Source organism: Paenibacillus aceris (assembly GCF_017874035.1).
In the GTDB taxonomy this organism is placed as follows: Bacteria; Bacillota; Bacilli; order Paenibacillales; family NBRC-103111; genus Paenibacillus_E; species Paenibacillus_E aceris.
On the sequence record NZ_JAGGKV010000009.1, the window covers coordinates 145,573 to 162,125 of the forward strand.

A 16,553-nucleotide genomic window follows, 5' to 3' on the forward strand; every position below is an offset into this window, starting at 1 on the left:
CAGAGCAGGAGGTGTGTAATCGCCGCATTTTTGAAAACGTTAACAAAATCTTGTCTATTCGAAACGGAGGATAACAAGCATGAAGAAAAAGGCTCTAAGCTTGATAATGGCATTAAGTTTGACCGCTGGTTCTTTGCTGATTGTTCCTGGCGGGAGCAGGGCGGCAAGTTCGTCTGGAACGCAGATTTCACCCCTTCAGGATGTCACGGTGTACTCGAATGGCTATTACCTGAATCCCAAAATCGCAGCTGCTGCTGATACGGGTAACTATCATAAGCACGCTGATGACGGAGGAGAGGAGGATATGATGCGTGTTGGCATGCAGCAAGACGGTTCATCGGCGTATACGTACGTAAAGTATGATATTGCCAGTCTGCCTGCTGCCAGTTCGGACATGGAAGTTGCACTTGCATTCAAAGCCTTTTCAGCAGTGCCGATGCAAGTTAGTGTATATGGCCTTCATCCTTTGCAAACCGCTGCCGATTGGTCGGAATCAATCATGACTTGGAAGAGCAAGTTCCTAAGTTTAACGGATTCTATTGATACCATTGCCATTACAAGTACTCCAATGGTGTATCAGTTTAATCTTACTGATTATATAAAGGAGATTAAAAGCGCTGGCAAGTCGGTGGTTGGGCTTATGATTAAGGCGGAGACCCCAGGTGCTATAGAACTTAGAGGACATGAGACGGCGGACAGCGCATCGGCGGACCTTATTCCGACTCTGGTTGTGAATGAGCAAAGCACGAATCTTCACGCACCGCATTCGTATACAGCTCCGATTATGTTCGAATATGGCAGAAATATGCCGCCACTGCACGATACGCTTGTGTACAACCCGGCAACTACGAACAACAAAGATGCAGACAAAAACTACCACAGCACCAACAATACGGCCTCCATTGCCGATGGTATGACCGTGGAATTCAATAAGTCCTATGGGTATTATAAATTTGATATTTCTAATCTCCCAGATGCTGATCATATTGGAAAAACGCTTTTTTCCGTGTGGGGACGAGACACCTCGAAGGCTACTACTGCTACAGCGACTAATTATATCCAAATTTACGGAGCAGAAAACGCGGGAAGCTGGACAGAAACGAGTTTGACTTGGCATAACAAGCCTGAGATAGGGGCTGCTCCAATCGCCGAAGTACTGTACAAAACTGCAAATGATTATCAAGATGCTGACATTACCGATTACGTGAAACAGCAGAAGCTTAAAGGTGAAAAGACGATTACGCTGGTGATGACTGCCAAAAGCAACAGCGGCCTTTTTTATCATCGTGGCAAGGATACAACGGCTTCGGGACAAATGCCGCCGAGACTCATTGTTTCGGATCCGGCGGATGCGCCTGAGGATATGAAACTGGGAGCAGATGGAAGAAGTCGTCTCTATCCGGCAGATTGGTATCCGGGATTTAAAGACAGCAAGGGCCGTTTCTTGCACGATTTTTCATTTGCCGGCTATCGCTTGGGAGAATCGTCCATACCAGTTACGAATGCGGCAACGGGCATTGATGTGACCAAAGCGCCGTATGGCGCAGATGCAACGGGGCAAAGTGACTCAACTCAAGCGATTCAAAGTGCTATCATTGACGCTGCGTCAAAAGGTGGTGGTGTGGTCTACCTCCCTGAAGGTACCTATCAAGTCAATCCGCCAACGGGGAAAGATTTCTCACTAAACATTCCGGACAGCCATATCGTGCTAAAAGGCGCGGGAATGAATAAGACGTTCATTTATAACGCGACCGAAAATATGAAGTCTAAAGATATTATCCGAGTCGGAGACGGCGACTGGAAGAAGACGAATGTCTCGACGAAGCTGAGTAAATCGGTTGCTGAGCCCAGCGTATTAATTCCGGTCGAAGACACAGGCGGTTTCGCTGTTCATGACTATGTATTGATTACTTTTGATACAACAATGGATTTTCTTAATGAACTTGGTATGCAAAACAAATGGTCTTCTCGCCTTGGCAAAGTAGAGCAGTTGTTTTACAGGCAGATTGTCGGAATAGATCACGTGAATCGGACGATCACAGTAGATATTCCAACTCGCTATGCGCTTAAACAAAGGGATAACATTACAATTACGAAAACGGAGGATCCGATTACCGAGGTGGGTATCGAAGATTTCTCCATAGCCAATGTCCAAAATCATAACGGCGGTCTGGGGGAGGACGATTACAAGGTTGTCGGTACAGCCGGCTATGAAGCTGATAACGCTAAGGTGATCAATATGATCGCGGTTGCAAACAGTTGGGTGCGAAATGTAAGCACTTATAAACCTGTTAGCAATTTGACCTATCATATTTTGTCCAAAGGAATTATTTTGGATCGCACGAAGAATGTAACGGTCGAAAACGTCACCATGCAGTATCCGCAATACAGGGGAGCAAACGGAAACGGGTACTTGTATCAATTTATCGGCAACGACAATTTAATTACGGACAGTAAAGCGATTGCAGCGCGTCATAGCTTCACCTATGCGAATTTCTCCGCTAACGGAAATGTCCTGCATAACATCTATTCGGAGAATTCCTCACTGATGACCGATTTTCATATGTACCTCAGCATGGCGAATCTCATTGATAATATGACGTTGAACGGGGATGGTATTTCTGCGATTACGAGGGATTACGGATCTTCCGCAACGAATAGGCATGGTGTCGTAACAACGGAAAGTGTGTTCTGGAACACGACCGGACAGGCCGCACATAGCAGCAAAAACGGGATTATTATAGAGTCGGAGCAATTTGGCAACGGTTATATTATTGGAACCAAAGGGGCAGTAACCGGAGTAAATGTGAATATCGTGGGCTCCATTTCGGATACGAACACGAAGCCGTTCGACATGGCGGAAGGCGTAGGCGAGGGAACGAAACTTGTCCCACAAAGCCTTTATGCCGATCAATTCACGCGAAGAACAGCTGGCAAGGAACTGGCTTTGCAATCGCTGTTAGTAGGCGGCGAGGCGATAGGCGGGATGCAATTCTTAAAAACAAAGTATACCTACGTACTTCCTTTCGGAACAACGCAGATTCCAACGATTCAAGCCAAAGCGTTGACGGAAGGCGCTGCCATAACCGTGATGCAGCCAAGCGGAACGAACGGAACAGGTATCATCCAAGTGTCTAAAAATGGCGCTATGCAAGAATACCAAGTTCAATTCCAAGTGGCGGCTACGCCGATTTTGCCTAAAAGCATCACACTTGCACCTGACAAATCGGTACCGGGATGGAGAGCTGCTGGCAATGTGATTAGCAGCGGAAACAGCGGGAAATTGAAAGCATTCCTTACGTTGGATACCGGCGAAGTTCTCAATACGGAGAAAGCCAATATTCCTGTAACTTACAGCTTGAGTAACGAGGATATCGGTATGCTGGAGAACGGTTGGTTCAAGGCGAAGAAGGCTGGTGTGGCCAGAATAACAGCTGAAATCGTGTGGAATGGAGTGAAAGTCAGCGCAACGGAGAACTTTGAAGTAAGAGAGGCGATGACAGAGCCGGAAGGAAGCTTCGCCAAAGTCGTCAAAGTGACAGCAAGCGCTGACGATGGCAATCTGCCGAGCAATACGATCGATCGCGATCCCGATTCGAGATGGTCTGCCGAAGGCAGTGATCAGTTCCTGCTGCTAGAGTTAGATAAGGAACAGTGGCTGGATAACATCTCTATCCTGTTTTATAGCGGTAATTTGCGCGCTAACTATTTTGATTTGGAAGTTTCATCTGATGGCGTGACGTATCAAAGGGTACTGACACAAGCGGCCAGTCATAAGCAAAATCCGAACCAAACGGAAACGTTCGCGTTCTCGCCAGTGAAAGCCAAGTATGTGAAATATAGAGGTCACGGCAATGAATTAAATGCGTGGAACAGTATCATTGAATGTTGGGTGCATCTAGCTCATATCGAGGCTCCCTTTACTACGTTGAGTGTTGCTGAATCTGTCTATGGGGGACAACCTTTCCAAACGATGTTTGGACTAGGTAACGTAACGAACAGTGTTTATGCTGCTGTCTATGCGGTTGATACGGTGATCACGTATGATCCGAATGTCCTGGCGTTCGTTTCCGTTAAATCGTTGAAACCCGGATTCCTTATTCATCCCGTTAGTGTCGATCATCCGGGACAAGTGCAAGTAACAGCCGCTGCTCGGGATGAGAGCGATGCTTTGACCTCCCGCGGAGATTTGTTCCAATTAAACTGGATAGCCAAAAAGATAACTCAACCAGCATCAACACGGATTACCATTGCTTCGGCTAACTTAACTAACGGGAATGATCAACGTACAGAGGCATTAACGACAGCTGTGGATGTTCGAGTGAATGTGATAGGCTCCTCAGGAAAAGACGATCATTCTGGTGGACCGTCGGGGCCGTCGCTACCATCTACCCCCGTTGATCCGCAAAAACCTGATTCACCGGAGGAGACAGATCAACCTGTCAAGGTGAAAATCTTGGTGAACGAGCCTGTGAAAGAAACAGCACCAGACGGGATGTCGGTTTCAAAAACGACTGTATCCAACGATGCGATTCAAAATGCATTGGATGCTTTGAAGCCGAATGAAAGCTCCGGCATTGTACAATTCGTTATTGATGTGAAAGGGCAAGAAGATAAGGGAGTTGTACTTATACCTGCTGTTAGTTTCATTTCAATACATGCAAAAGTGCCTAATGCCGTATTGCTTGTAAACTACAATGCCGTGACTTATGAACTTCCGGTTAGCGGATTGAATATACAGGCGCTCTCACAAAAGTTAGGAGCTGATCCTACTGAAATAACAATTGCTATTCATATTGAAAAGCTTACAAACGTTGTCCAAACAAAATTGCAAGCTGCAGCAAATAAAATTGGAGCGACGCTGCTTTATCCAGGCATGCAGTTTGAAGTAACGGCAGAAAGCAGCGGGAAAAAGCTTTACGTTGAAGACTATGGAAGCAAGTATGCTCCGCGCACGATTTCATTGTCCGGCGGCGTTGATTCGCTTCATGCTAGCGCAGTCTGGTTCGATCCAGCGACGGGCGAAATGAACTACGTACCGGCTTCCTTTGAACATGTAGATGGCCGAACACAGGTTACCATCTATCGTACAGGCAACAGTATTTACACTGTGGTGCAAGCGAACAAATCCTTCTCCGATCTGGAAGGACACTGGAGTGAAAAGCAGGTTGAACAGCTTGCGTCCAAGTTTCTTATCAAAGGCGCCGCTGAAGATCGCTTTATGCCGGATGCCGCCATTACACGAGCGGAGTTTGCAGCTTTGTTGACTAGAGCAATCGGGTTAACGCCTAAAGCAACGGAAAACTTCGCAGATATTCCAAGCGTGGCTTGGTACGCCGGCGCTGTGGGTGCTGCTTCATCAGCAGGAATTATTAATGGCTATGAGCCTAATACATTTAAGCCTGATGCCAACATCACGCGCGAGCAGATGGCTGTCATGATTACGAGAGCGATGAAGCTTACAGGCATTGAATTGAAAGCGGATTTGACACAGCTAAATCGATTTGCCGACAGCCGTTTCATTAGCGAATATGCCAAAGCTAGTATCTCTCAAGCACTCCAGGCGAAAATCATCACCGGTGTAACGGAGGACGCCTTTGCTCCACTGAATCATGCAACACGTGCCGAAGCAGCCTTAATGCTGCTGCGAATGCTTGACTATTTGAAGTTTAATTAGGTTGAAGGAAGAGGTTGTCCCGGAAGGCTTGAATAAGCCGTTGGAATGACCTCTTTTGCGCATGTTCAGTAATTACTACATGGAATTTGGGTATAATATAATATTTACTGTCTAGGATATTAACAATTTTGGTGTTGAAGTGGGTGATGGCGATGCAAAAGCTTATGCGAAAAGACCGAGTCAACGATCTCTTTGAACTGGCACTGTTTGTACTTGCGGCCGTATGTTTTGTATATTTTCTGATCAAGGGCATAGCGCCGAAAATGTGGCAGGCTGTCTTGATTGCAGGCGTACTGATTCTGATCCGAATTTTGATAAAGTTGACGAAGACGACGATGTTTGCCGCGCTGCGTTTCTGCGTGCTGCTGTTTATTTTTGTAACGATGTTCTTGGCGAATGAATTTGGATTTTACAGTGTCATTCCTTACTTGGATAAAGTTGAGCATCTCTTTTCGGGTGTGATTTTATGTTTCGTCGGTTTACTAATTTATGAAAAAGCAAGCGGTAAAGAGAAAAGCTCGGTCAAATCAAGTGCGAAAGTAGCTATATGGCTCAGTCTTTTCTTTTCCGTGGCCATGGCGGGTGTCTGGGAAATCTATGAGTTCACGACGGATCACTTGTTCGGACTGAATTCGCAAAACGGCAGTTTGATGGATACGATGACCGATATCATCTGCGGCACGATAGGAGCCGTGTTGACCAGCCTCTATTTGGTTATTCAGGCAAAACGGAGGAAAATGCCGGTAATTGACGAATAAGTTTGTATATGAAATAAAGCATGAGATGAATGGAGGCACGGATGAGAAAAGTCATTCTGTTTAACAGAACTTCGATAGACGGATTTTTCACGGGGCCCAAAGGGGAGATCGATTGGTTTATCCATGACCCGGAAGTTGACAAAGCCGCACATGAAATGATGGACCCGGATACAATCTTTTTTGGAAGAGTTACCTACCAGATGTTTGAAAGCTACTGGCCCCAGGTCGCCAAGAATCCCAACGCACCAATGGGGGCGAAGGCTCTTGCCAATGAATTAAATGAGATGACCAAGATCGTATTTTCAACATCGCTAACAAATGTAACATGGGAGAATTCCAAACTGGTAAACGGGGATCTGGCTAAATCAGTACTGGAAATTAAACAAAGTGATGGCGCGGATATTGTTATTTTCGGCAGCGGATCAATCGTACAGCAATTGACCAATGAAGGTCTCATTGATGAGTATTTAATTACGGTAACGCCGGTTGTTCTGGGTGCAGGGAAGCCGTTATTTCATGACGTGAAAGCCGTGCATCGCTTAAAGCTGAAAGAGACTCGCAGCTTTGCTTCAGGAAACGTATTGCTGCATTATGAGAAATTGAGCAGATGACACAATAAGAGGAGCTTGCCTAAGGGCAGCTCCTCTTAATATTCATTGGCAAAGCAAGAATATGCTGAAGCCCGTTTCGGCCCATCCGATTGTTGTGAAATGTGAAACATACGATAACCATTGTACTAGATATTGTCGCTGGAAAAAGAGGAAAAATTAGCGCAGCGTGATCACCTTTTATGATGTGGAAAAATAATTTGCCCCTCCGATCAGGTTTCAGTACTTTTCACAGGAAGAGTCTGATATGCATATTACCAGTAGGTAAAAGGAGGGTGATCAATGTTAGAAAAGTACGAGTTTATCCTTGCTTTGAAGTTGTTGGATTTTGAAATTAGACAAATGACCAAATACACGAATGTATTTCCCAGTTGTTTTGCTTTATTGAAGAATAAATTGGATGTTCTCTGTGAATTTATAAATAACGATGAAAATGTGCAGAAGTGGCATTCATGGAGCCAGATTGACGAAGTACAGGAGCATTCGCGAAACCTGAGGGAGACAGCCGTTCAAGCTCTTTGCCAATTGGAGAAATATCAATCGCGTCTTATACATAAGCATGAACATCTGATTAGTCACTATATCGATCAATTATCGAATTCGGTTCGGGCCGAGCTGGAAAGCTTACAAGTTCACCAACATTCAAAAGTACTGTTCATCGGTTCAGGCGCGTTCCCGTTATCTGCTTTAACGATTGCGCAGGAAACGGGGGCAGAAGTATTGGGGGTGGATATCGACAAGGAGGCCGTCCAACTTGCAGAGCAGGCAGCGGCGATGTCCGATTTCGGCTCCAAAGTAACGTTCTCTCACCAAAAGTTGAAGGAGCTGGCATTTACCAAGGAAGCTACGCATATTATTATTGCTTCTCTTGTTGAAAATAAACTTGAGATCCTCGAGGAGCTGAAGCTTACAGCGAACAGCCAGGCGAAGATTATGATGAGATACGGCAATGGGTTGAAATCATTGTTTAATTACTCATGGCCGCTGGGGACGGAGTTGCCCGAATGGACGCAGAACCAAGTAAGCACGTCGTCGCAGCTGTATGACACCATTATTTTGGAGAGAGCGATGCAAATGAAAGGAGTTTGAACCGGTTAAATCCATGACAATAAGTTGATGAAGAACCTTCCGGTCACAAGGGAAGGTTCTTTCATTTTAATCATCATGAAAGATTCGCTGGAAAATATTGAAACTTTTTGCGGGCGAAAACCGTCTATCTTTTATAAATAAAGCGTACTCTTCATTTTATTTAAAAAGGTGGAGTGACATGAAAAAGAGGAGAATTTTCAGCAGTTTCATTATGCTTACCACACTAATCAGTCTGTTGCCCGATAATCCGGCAAATGCCCTTATTGCTTACCCGGGAAGTGTTGTGCTTCACCAGGAAACACCGGTGTATGACTCACCGTGTGAATGCGGCAAGCCAGTGTTAAAGCTGTCGCCACAGGAGGTTTATATTCTGGAATCACACATTCCTGAAGACGGAATACAGACGAATTGGTACCGAATCGCCACTTGGCGTGGTGAGAAATGGATTAAACTGAAGGAATCCGATTGGAAAGGGCAGGAGCAGCTTGAAAATGCCTATGTGGTCATACTAAAACCTACAAACCTGTATAACAATCCGGAGTTAGAAGGGCGTACCTCTGTTGTTATTAGTCCTCAAACCCTGCATGTCAATGCGAGATCTGGTGATTATTTCAGGATAGATACATGGTTAGGCCAACAATGGATCCGGCGCAATGCTGAAATGCTGCTGGAAGTTGAGAAGAAGGAGGAGATGCTGGAACTGCCTTCTATTACGGCTGTCTTCGAGCAGCCTGATGCAAGTTCGCCTCAGGTCACGGAACTTTCATCCCAAATCGTCCATTCTTTCGAGCGTGCAGGCAATTGGTATCATATCGATACCTGGCTTGGCCCGAAATGGGTGAATCCTAAGATCGCTCAACCAGAGAAACCGGTAGCAAGCGTGGAAACCGTTAAGATCAGCAAGTCTGCACAGCTGTATCGATATCCTTCTTTCGAGGCCAAATCATTGGGGACGTTGGCGCCTCAAAACGTAAAAATCTATGAACGTTCCGGCGGGTGGGTGCATATTCACAGCGATTGGGTGGGTGACGCATGGCTGTATCCGATGCCGCTCGCTAAAGACTATCTCCCCCCAAAGAATACAGCTCCGATAGATTTCAATGGGGCATGGAACTTTAGACAAACAGAAATCGGCGGACTAGGTTCAAGAGAATATCCGTTTTCCGTAGAGCTAAGAGAAACTGGTTTTACTTGGAATAATTCCATCGAACGGATGCAGCTCAATGCGGGAAGCGATTTGCAGTTTGGAGCCAATTTGTTTAACGTGTCTTCCGAATCGTTAGCCATTTCTAATCCGATTCGGCTGCAGATTGTCATTTACCGTGAGCAAGGAGATGAAAAGCAGCTGGTGTGGAAATCACAGCTACCTGCTTTTACGGAACCGTCAATCCCATCTAAAGGGATGTATGAATGGAATGGGCCGCTTTGGGAACTAACTGATTTGGATGGCAAGCTGGTGCCGGCGGGTGACTACACGGTTCAGCTTACCTCACTCCAACCGGTGACATACGTGTCATCCGAGACCACAGAAGAGACAGCTGCTAATTTCAAAGGTTTATATACGCAATTTCGTTTTCGAATATTGTCTCAGCCATAAGTTTGTGGGATCATTTTGCCGGAATACCGGCCAGAATGGTCCTTTTTTATTATTGGAAAATATTGAATAGAAAAAAGCGATGCAGAGCATAACAAAGAGTAAAAGAATGTGTAAGTAAGGAGAGTTTGGCATGAATAAGGTGTTTCCCGGGGAGCCGAGTATCGAGAAGGAAGCCTATCAGACCTGGATTTCAGCCGAACTTGCCCAGAACTTGCAGATGTTGAATACATACCTAACAGACTGCGAAGATGTGATTTTTGCCCATTTTCACATGCGTAACGGGTTGAATGCCTCATTTCTGTATCTACGTGGTTCTGTGGATGCTGAACTTCTCGACAGCAATGTGCTCCTACCGCTCAAAAACGAGGTTGCTGAACATGGCAGTAACATTGAATCGTTCAAGGATCATATTAACGTGTCGGATCTGAAGACTCTGCAATCACTTGGTGAAATCCTCCATGATGTACTTGAAGGCAGGCCGGTTGTGCTGATTGACACTGTGCCGGGCGCACTTTCCATCGGACTTACGAAATTTGAAGCACGTTCCGTCGAAGAGCCTCTTGCCGAATCAGTCGTCCGTGGTTCACGTGAAGGCTTTATTGAATCCTTAACCGTGAATACGTCATTAATTCGGAAAAGGTTAAAGACGCCAGCACTGAAGTTCGTCTCATTCACAGTAGGCGCATATTCGAAGACGGATATCACAATGGGGTATATCCAGGGTATTGCGAAGCCTGAAATCATTCGCGCGGTTTCAGACCAAATTAAGCAGATGAACATTGACGGCGTCCTTGAGAGCGGATACATCGAAGAATTTATCGAGAACAGCAACTATTCACCCTTTCCCCAACTGCAAACGACCGAACGTCCCGATGTGGCGGCAGCGAGCTTGTTGGAAGGTCGAATCATTATCATAACGGACAATACCCCCATGGTGCTCATTGCGCCTGCTACTTTCTGGACGATGATGCAATCCCCCGAAGATTATTATCAGCGTTTTATGATCGGGACTTTGATTCGCTGGTTGCGATACACCTTTTTCCTAATAGCGCTGCTTGCTCCTGCTGTTTATGTGGCTGTATTAACATTTCATCAGGAAATGGTGCCAACAACCTTGCTTTTGCGCGTAGCCAAATCGAGAGAAGAAATCCCGTTCCCCGCTTTGGTGGAAGCTCTCATTATGGAAGTTACGTTTGAAGCACTGCGCGAAGCAGGAATTCGATTGCCTAGACAAGTCGGCTCTGCTGTCAGTATCGTCGGCGCACTCGTGATTGGTCAGGCCGCCATACAGGCTGGTCTTGTTTCAGCCCCAATGGTCATGGTAGTCGCCATAACGGGGATCTCCTCCTTTATGATGCCACAGTACTCCGCTAGCATTGCGCTCCGGATTCTTCGATTTCCGATCATGATTTTATCGGGAATATTGGGGTTATTTGGTCTCATTCTGGGCCTGCTTTTAGTCATAAGTCATCTATGTATTCTTCGTTCGTTTGGCGTGCCATATATGGCTCCTTTAGCGCCAATCTCCCTAAGCGGCATAAAGGATGTACTGTTTCGAGCGCCAGTCAACAAATTAAAAACACGACCGTCTATCTACAGTCAAGGGAATATGAAGCGACAGGGCGATAAGCCGGATGGGAAGTAATCTCAAAGGATTGATGGAGGGGAAGGGAATTGAGGCATCGTATTGGCTTCCCGGCACTTGCGTTAATGCTGCTGCTTACTACTGGCTGCTGGGATCGCGTAGAAGTGAATGACATGGCCTTGATTATCTCAGCAGGCGTGGACATAGGCAAAGAAGATAAAATTGAAATGACCATTCAAGTTTTTATCCCGAATCCAGCCTCGGCAGGTACGGAGGGAAGCGGAGGGGGGGAAGGAAATGTGTATACACTTACATCGAGAGGCGCCTCTATGGCGGATGCTTTAAGCGAATTGCAAAAGAAGCTGCCTCGTTATTTTTCCTGGGGGCATGCGAAGGCTTACTTTTTTGGTGAAGAGTTGGCCAGACGCGGCATGTTTGACGAATTTGATTTCCTATTCAGGGATATCCAGACGCGGGAGCAGGCAAATTTCTTTGTATGCAGAGGAACCGCCAGACAGTTGTTAGAGTCGCAAGTGGATCCCAATACCTACGAAACATTAATCAAGCTTTCACAAAAACCTCTTAATCGTTCTTCTACGATGCATGAGATAGAGGAAGTATTAAGCAGTGAATCTCAATCCTTTATTTTGCCTGTTATTGCGCCCAGCTTAGTAATGATGAATAAAACTAAAAAGCAGCTCTTAAGTGTGGATGGAATGTCTGTTATCCAAAAACAGAAACTGATAGGCTTTCTCACTCCTGAATCTGTCATGGGAATCCGGCTGTTAAGACCGAGGGATCTTGGCCGAAACATAACGATTACACAAGAGCTCGATGGCGGAAAAATAGTGATTAAAATCATGCATACCAAAATTCGCTTGAATCCTTCCATAGTAAACGGAGAATGGAAAATGAAAGTAAGACTGACGATGGATGCCGATATCGTACAAAATTCAAGTACAATTGTTCTCGCCAAAGGCTCCGATACCATGAGGCGAATCGAGGAGCCTTTCAATGAAAAAATAAAGGGAATAATGGTAAACACGCTACAGCAATTGCAAACCGAGCAGAAAGCGGATGTTGTCGGGTTTGCAAGAGCTTTTCATAAAAAATATCCGCACCAATGGAAAGCTGCCAAAGGTGAGTGGGAAACACGGTTTCAAACGATGGATATTCAAGTGGAAGTCGACAGTTCCATTCAAAGACCCGGAATTGCCAATATCTCGGTGCGTAAAGGAAGAAATGAGGTGGGAAATGAGTGACATGGTCTTATCAAACCGTCAAATTTTTTGGATGATGGTAAGCACGCAAGTCATTATGACCATTCTGTTGACCACAGCTCCCGCCATTCAAATGGCAAAACAAGATGCTTGGATTTCTTTGGTCGCGTCTACGGCGATATCATCAGGCATTGCCTATGTTTGCGGGAAGCTTGCCCTGATATTTCCTGACAAAACACTTGTGGATTTTAACCGGATATTGCTGGGTAAATGGTTAGGCGGGGTTATTTCTGCTTTGTATTTGCTGGTCTGGATCGTCATTCTTACTGTGATATTAAAACAATTCAGTTTATTTATCACAGGCACAATCATGCCCAGAACACCAGTATTTTTAATTCAAATTCTGATGTTTCTCGTTGTGCTCTATCCGACGATACATGGCGTTGGGGTAATTGCCCGTATTTGTGAATTAACGGGTCCTATAATTTTGATTGGCGTTATTGGTCCTATGTTTTTAGCTATAAATCAACTTGAACGAGATCGGCTGCTGCCAATATATTCGGATAACGGCTTCCTCCCATTAATGAAAGGTGCGCTGCCAACAGCTGCTTTCTTAGGCGATTGCATCATGCTTTTCATACTGATTGCCTTTGTCGCTAAGCGAAAGGAGACTATTCGTCATGCGGTAGGAGGGGTCATGGTCTCAGGAATCATAACCTTGATTTCTGTTATTTTCAGCATCTTAATGTTTGGACCCAACGTTGCAGCCAATTACACCTATCCTATGCTCATGATCGTCCGCTCGATTTCCATCGGCGGCATTATTGAAAATCTGGATGCCATCGTTGTTACTATCTGGATCATGAGCGTTTTTACCAAGTTAGCGCTTTATTTATTTGTTTCAGGCTATGGCACAACACAGCTCTTGGGTTTAAAAGACTGGAAAAAAACGACATGGGTCATAGCGGCTATCGTCATGGCAGCATCATTACTCCCCTTTAATTACGAGGAGATATCCGTCATTTTTCCTTTGAAAGCAGCTGTTCCTTATGTGTTCCCGATCTTCATGGCGGGTTGTCCGGTTTTACTGCTTCTTTTGGCTCTGCTTAAGCGGAAGAAACTCTCGAGTTAATATAGATTACATATATTTCATTCCCCACGGGCAAACCAAATCAAGGATGAATGAATCCGCAAATATCGGAAACGGGGCAGGGATGAAAACGTATGAGCGTACAAATCGCACAAAAAACAGGAATGATTCTTCCGGATTTAAAAGACAAGGTAGCCTTGATCACTGGAGCAGGCTCGGGCATTGGCAGAGCGACCGCGATCATGTTCGCGCAGCAAGGAATGAAGGTGTGCCTTGTTGATTTGAAGGATGAGCGAAGAGAGCAAACGAAGCAGGAAATAGCCGCAGCAGGCGGGCAGTGTATCACGGTGGACGTGGATATTTCTGATCCGGCACGCGTCGAAGAGGCCTACGCACAGACGGTAAAAACGTGGGGCCGACTAGATGTTGTTTTTGCCAATGCTGGCATTAATGGCGTTCTGGCACCCATCGAGGACATGAAGCCTGAGGATTGGGATCGAACACTTTCCGTCAATTTGAAAGGAACGTTTTTTTGCGTTAAGTACGCGATTCCACATATGAAAAAACAGGGCGGCAGCATTATTGTCACGAGCTCTATCAATGGCAGCCGGGCTTTCTCCGGATTTGGCATGACGGCGTACAGCACCTCGAAAGCTGGGCAGGTTGCATTTGCGAAAATGGCTTCGCTGGAATTGGCGCGGTATAAAATCCGGGTCAACGCCATTTGTCCTGGCTCGATTGAGACGAATATCGGTGAAAATACAAAGCCGACACCTGAGCTCGAAAAAATTAAAATTCCAGTGAAATATCCCGAGGGCAGCCAGCCCTTGGAACATGCGGCGGGACAGCCAGAGCAGGTCGCCAGTCTTGTGGCATTCTTGGCATCAGATGCTTCAAACCATATAACCGGCACGGAATTATTCATTGATGGTGCCGAATCTCTCCTATAGAATACTTAAGGACTGCCGAGATCATCGGCAGTCTTTCTATTTGTCAAAATATCCGCGAATAACGACGAAAACTATATTGACACACGATATATCGTCAGATAATATAGTGATATACGTTATATTGTTACTCTATATAGCTACGGACGATATATGTTTCAAATAAAGTGAGGTGAAACCATTGACGGAGCTTTCCAAAGATTTACTGCCTTTGACCGAGGCGTTTTTCTACATTCTAGTGACTCTGTATCCCCGTGCTGCGCATGGGTATGCCATGATGCAGGATGTAGAAAAAATAAGCGCAGGACGGGTTCGTATTGGGGCAGGCACGCTATACACCGCTTTAAATACACTTCAGAAAAAAGGGTTGATCGAAAATGTCCCTGAGATTGAGATTGGGGCGGATTCACGGCGCAAGCTGTATGCCATAACGGAGTTGGGCAAGATCGTTTTAAAAGCCGAAATGGAACGTATGGAAGAATTACTATTGAATGCGAGATCAGCTATCACAAATGTTGAGTAGGGAAAGGAAGAGCGGACTATGACAAGATCCTCAAGCAACCGTTTCGAATATCGGACTAGAATTTCATTTGTTTGGAATTACGAGAAGGATGAGTCTTGGCTTACTGGCTTGTCTGCGCAAGGACTGCACCTCAATAAACCGGGACTCATACGAAGCCGTTTTGAAAAGGATACCTCGGTACGTTATGTCTATCGTATGGATTATCAGAAAATCAGCGGCAAAGAAAGCCTGAACGAATATATGACGCTCTTTGAGGATTCAGGCTGGGAACATGTTGGATCGCTTGTGGGCTGGCATTATTTTAGAAAACGATATGACGAAGGTGAATCGTATGATATTTATACCGACCGTGGATCTGTGAAGCAGTTGCTTCGCAGAGTACAGTTAACTTTGGGAATCATTGGGTTAGCTAACGTACTGCCGCTTATTCTAAATATCAACAATTTGCGTTCCGAAGCTCGCTCATCACTGATAGAAAGCACATTCACATTCGTGGTTGTTCTTGAAATTGTCATCATTCTGTTGTTATCTTACGGCTGCTTGCGATTCGAGCAAAAGATCAAGAAGCTTGATGAATAAGAATCGATGAAGCAATTATTTGTCATCTTGCTCCAACTCGCGTAATCGTTCGAGTATTCTTCGCTTTCGGTACAGCATTTTTGCAGCTTCGCCAACGTCTTTCAGCGTTCCACGGTTAATCCATGCGCCAAAAAGGATGCCGGCAATTGGAATCAGCTGAAAAAGCTTCTTCCAGCCCCAATTATCGCGGTAAGTAGCGAACACTTCACGCCATCCTTGAAGCTGCGAGATCATCTGCGCGTCAGCTTTCTCATTGACGGCATAATCGGCAAGCTCTTCGAGAATCGCCTTTTTACCGACAATGTCCGCTGACGAGAATTGCATGCATTTGATCGTAAAGATTCTTTCCTGCTTGATTTTCGGATCGTAACCATAACAGATCGCGAGCTCTTGAATCGTTTTGAGAGACAACCCAAGCACGGCCGGTATATCGATGGCGAGGGTCAGAATTCCGCCTATTCCTGTTGTGGCTCCTTGGAGTCCGGCCAAAGTTGTGCGGCTTTGAACAATTTCATCGGCAGCTTGATCCATGATGTTCAGCGGTAGCAGCCCAACGTCCTCAATCACCGCGATGTGCTTTTGCGCCGGATGATTTCCCTCTATGCGACTGTACACTTCCTCTATATGACGCAGCGTGCCTGATTCCGAAATAAGATAGCGGCCACCCGCCTGCAAATAATTCCCTAGCTCATTCAATGCTTCGCTAATTTTGGTATTCAAAAATTTAGGTGTTAAACGATCAAGCAATTGGAAGGGCAGCCGCCCGATTTTCTCCCAAAACCACAAATCTTTCTGCTCTGATTCCCAGGCGCGTATCGTGTGTAGCTCTTGCAGCAAAACTTCTCTTGTTTCCATCATCACTCACTACTCCTTTGCAAGT

12 protein-coding genes are annotated in these 16,553 nt (G+C 45.5%); 11 read left to right on the forward strand and 1 reads right to left on the reverse strand.

Annotated features, from left to right (window positions below; all coding sequences use genetic code 11):
- Positions 1–79 precede the first annotated feature (79 nt).
- The 11 genes from J2Z65_RS18080 (at position 80) to J2Z65_RS18130 (ending at position 15,673) form a co-directional block, all read left to right on the forward strand.
- Positions 80–5,677 carry an S-layer homology domain-containing protein gene (locus J2Z65_RS18080; protein ID WP_167057746.1) on the forward strand — a complete coding sequence of 1,866 codons (5,598 nt, stop codon included), beginning with the start codon at positions 80–82 and terminating at the stop codon, positions 5,675–5,677.
- Between the two features lie 152 nt (positions 5,678–5,829).
- Entirely contained in the window at positions 5,830–6,435 is a 606-nt protein-coding gene (locus J2Z65_RS18085) for a DUF2238 domain-containing protein (RefSeq protein ID WP_205300965.1), read from the forward strand.
- Between the two features lie 41 nt (positions 6,436–6,476).
- A complete protein-coding gene (locus tag J2Z65_RS18090; RefSeq protein WP_167057741.1) occupies positions 6,477–7,046 on the forward strand; it encodes a dihydrofolate reductase family protein in 570 nt (189 codons plus the stop codon).
- Between the two features lie 279 nt (positions 7,047–7,325).
- Positions 7,326–8,132: an SAM-dependent methyltransferase gene (locus J2Z65_RS18095; RefSeq protein ID WP_167057737.1), complete on the forward strand. Its 807-nt coding sequence runs from the start codon at positions 7,326–7,328 to the stop codon at positions 8,130–8,132.
- A gap of 178 nt (positions 8,133–8,310) precedes the next feature.
- A complete protein-coding gene (locus J2Z65_RS18100) occupies positions 8,311–9,729 on the forward strand; it encodes an SH3 domain-containing protein (RefSeq protein WP_167057734.1) in 1,419 nt (472 codons plus the stop codon).
- 130 nt (positions 9,730–9,859) lie between these two features.
- On the forward strand, positions 9,860–11,374 hold the full coding sequence (locus tag J2Z65_RS18105) for a spore germination protein (RefSeq protein ID WP_167057731.1): 1,515 nt from the start codon (positions 9,860–9,862) through the stop codon (positions 11,372–11,374).
- 29 nt (positions 11,375–11,403) lie between these two features.
- Positions 11,404–12,576, forward strand: coding sequence for a Ger(x)C family spore germination protein (locus J2Z65_RS18110; RefSeq protein ID WP_167057728.1), 1,173 nt, complete (start codon positions 11,404–11,406; stop codon positions 12,574–12,576).
- Positions 12,569–13,666, forward strand: coding sequence for a GerAB/ArcD/ProY family transporter (locus J2Z65_RS18115; RefSeq protein ID WP_167057725.1), 1,098 nt, complete (start codon positions 12,569–12,571; stop codon positions 13,664–13,666). Before J2Z65_RS18110 ends, J2Z65_RS18115 begins: the two co-directional genes overlap by 8 nt.
- Positions 13,667–13,758: 92 nt before the next feature.
- Positions 13,759–14,574 (forward strand): SDR family oxidoreductase, encoded by an 816-nt coding sequence (locus J2Z65_RS18120; protein WP_167057722.1) that lies wholly within the window; start codon positions 13,759–13,761, stop codon positions 14,572–14,574.
- A gap of 178 nt (positions 14,575–14,752) precedes the next feature.
- The gene (locus J2Z65_RS18125) at positions 14,753–15,094 is read left to right on the forward strand and encodes a PadR family transcriptional regulator (RefSeq protein ID WP_240159681.1); all 342 of its coding nucleotides are present in this window, start codon (positions 14,753–14,755) and stop codon (positions 15,092–15,094) included.
- An 18-nt stretch (positions 15,095–15,112) separates the two neighbouring features.
- Positions 15,113–15,673 carry a DUF2812 domain-containing protein gene (locus J2Z65_RS18130; protein ID WP_167057718.1) on the forward strand — a complete coding sequence of 187 codons (561 nt, stop codon included), beginning with the start codon at positions 15,113–15,115 and terminating at the stop codon, positions 15,671–15,673.
- Positions 15,674–15,688: 15 nt separating this feature from the next.
- Here J2Z65_RS18130 and J2Z65_RS18135 read toward each other — a convergent pair whose 3' ends face one another.
- Positions 15,689–16,528 carry an EcsC family protein gene (locus J2Z65_RS18135; protein ID WP_167058120.1) on the reverse strand — a complete coding sequence of 280 codons (840 nt, stop codon included), beginning with the start codon at positions 16,526–16,528 and terminating at the stop codon, positions 15,689–15,691.
- Positions 16,529–16,553 lie beyond the last annotated feature (25 nt).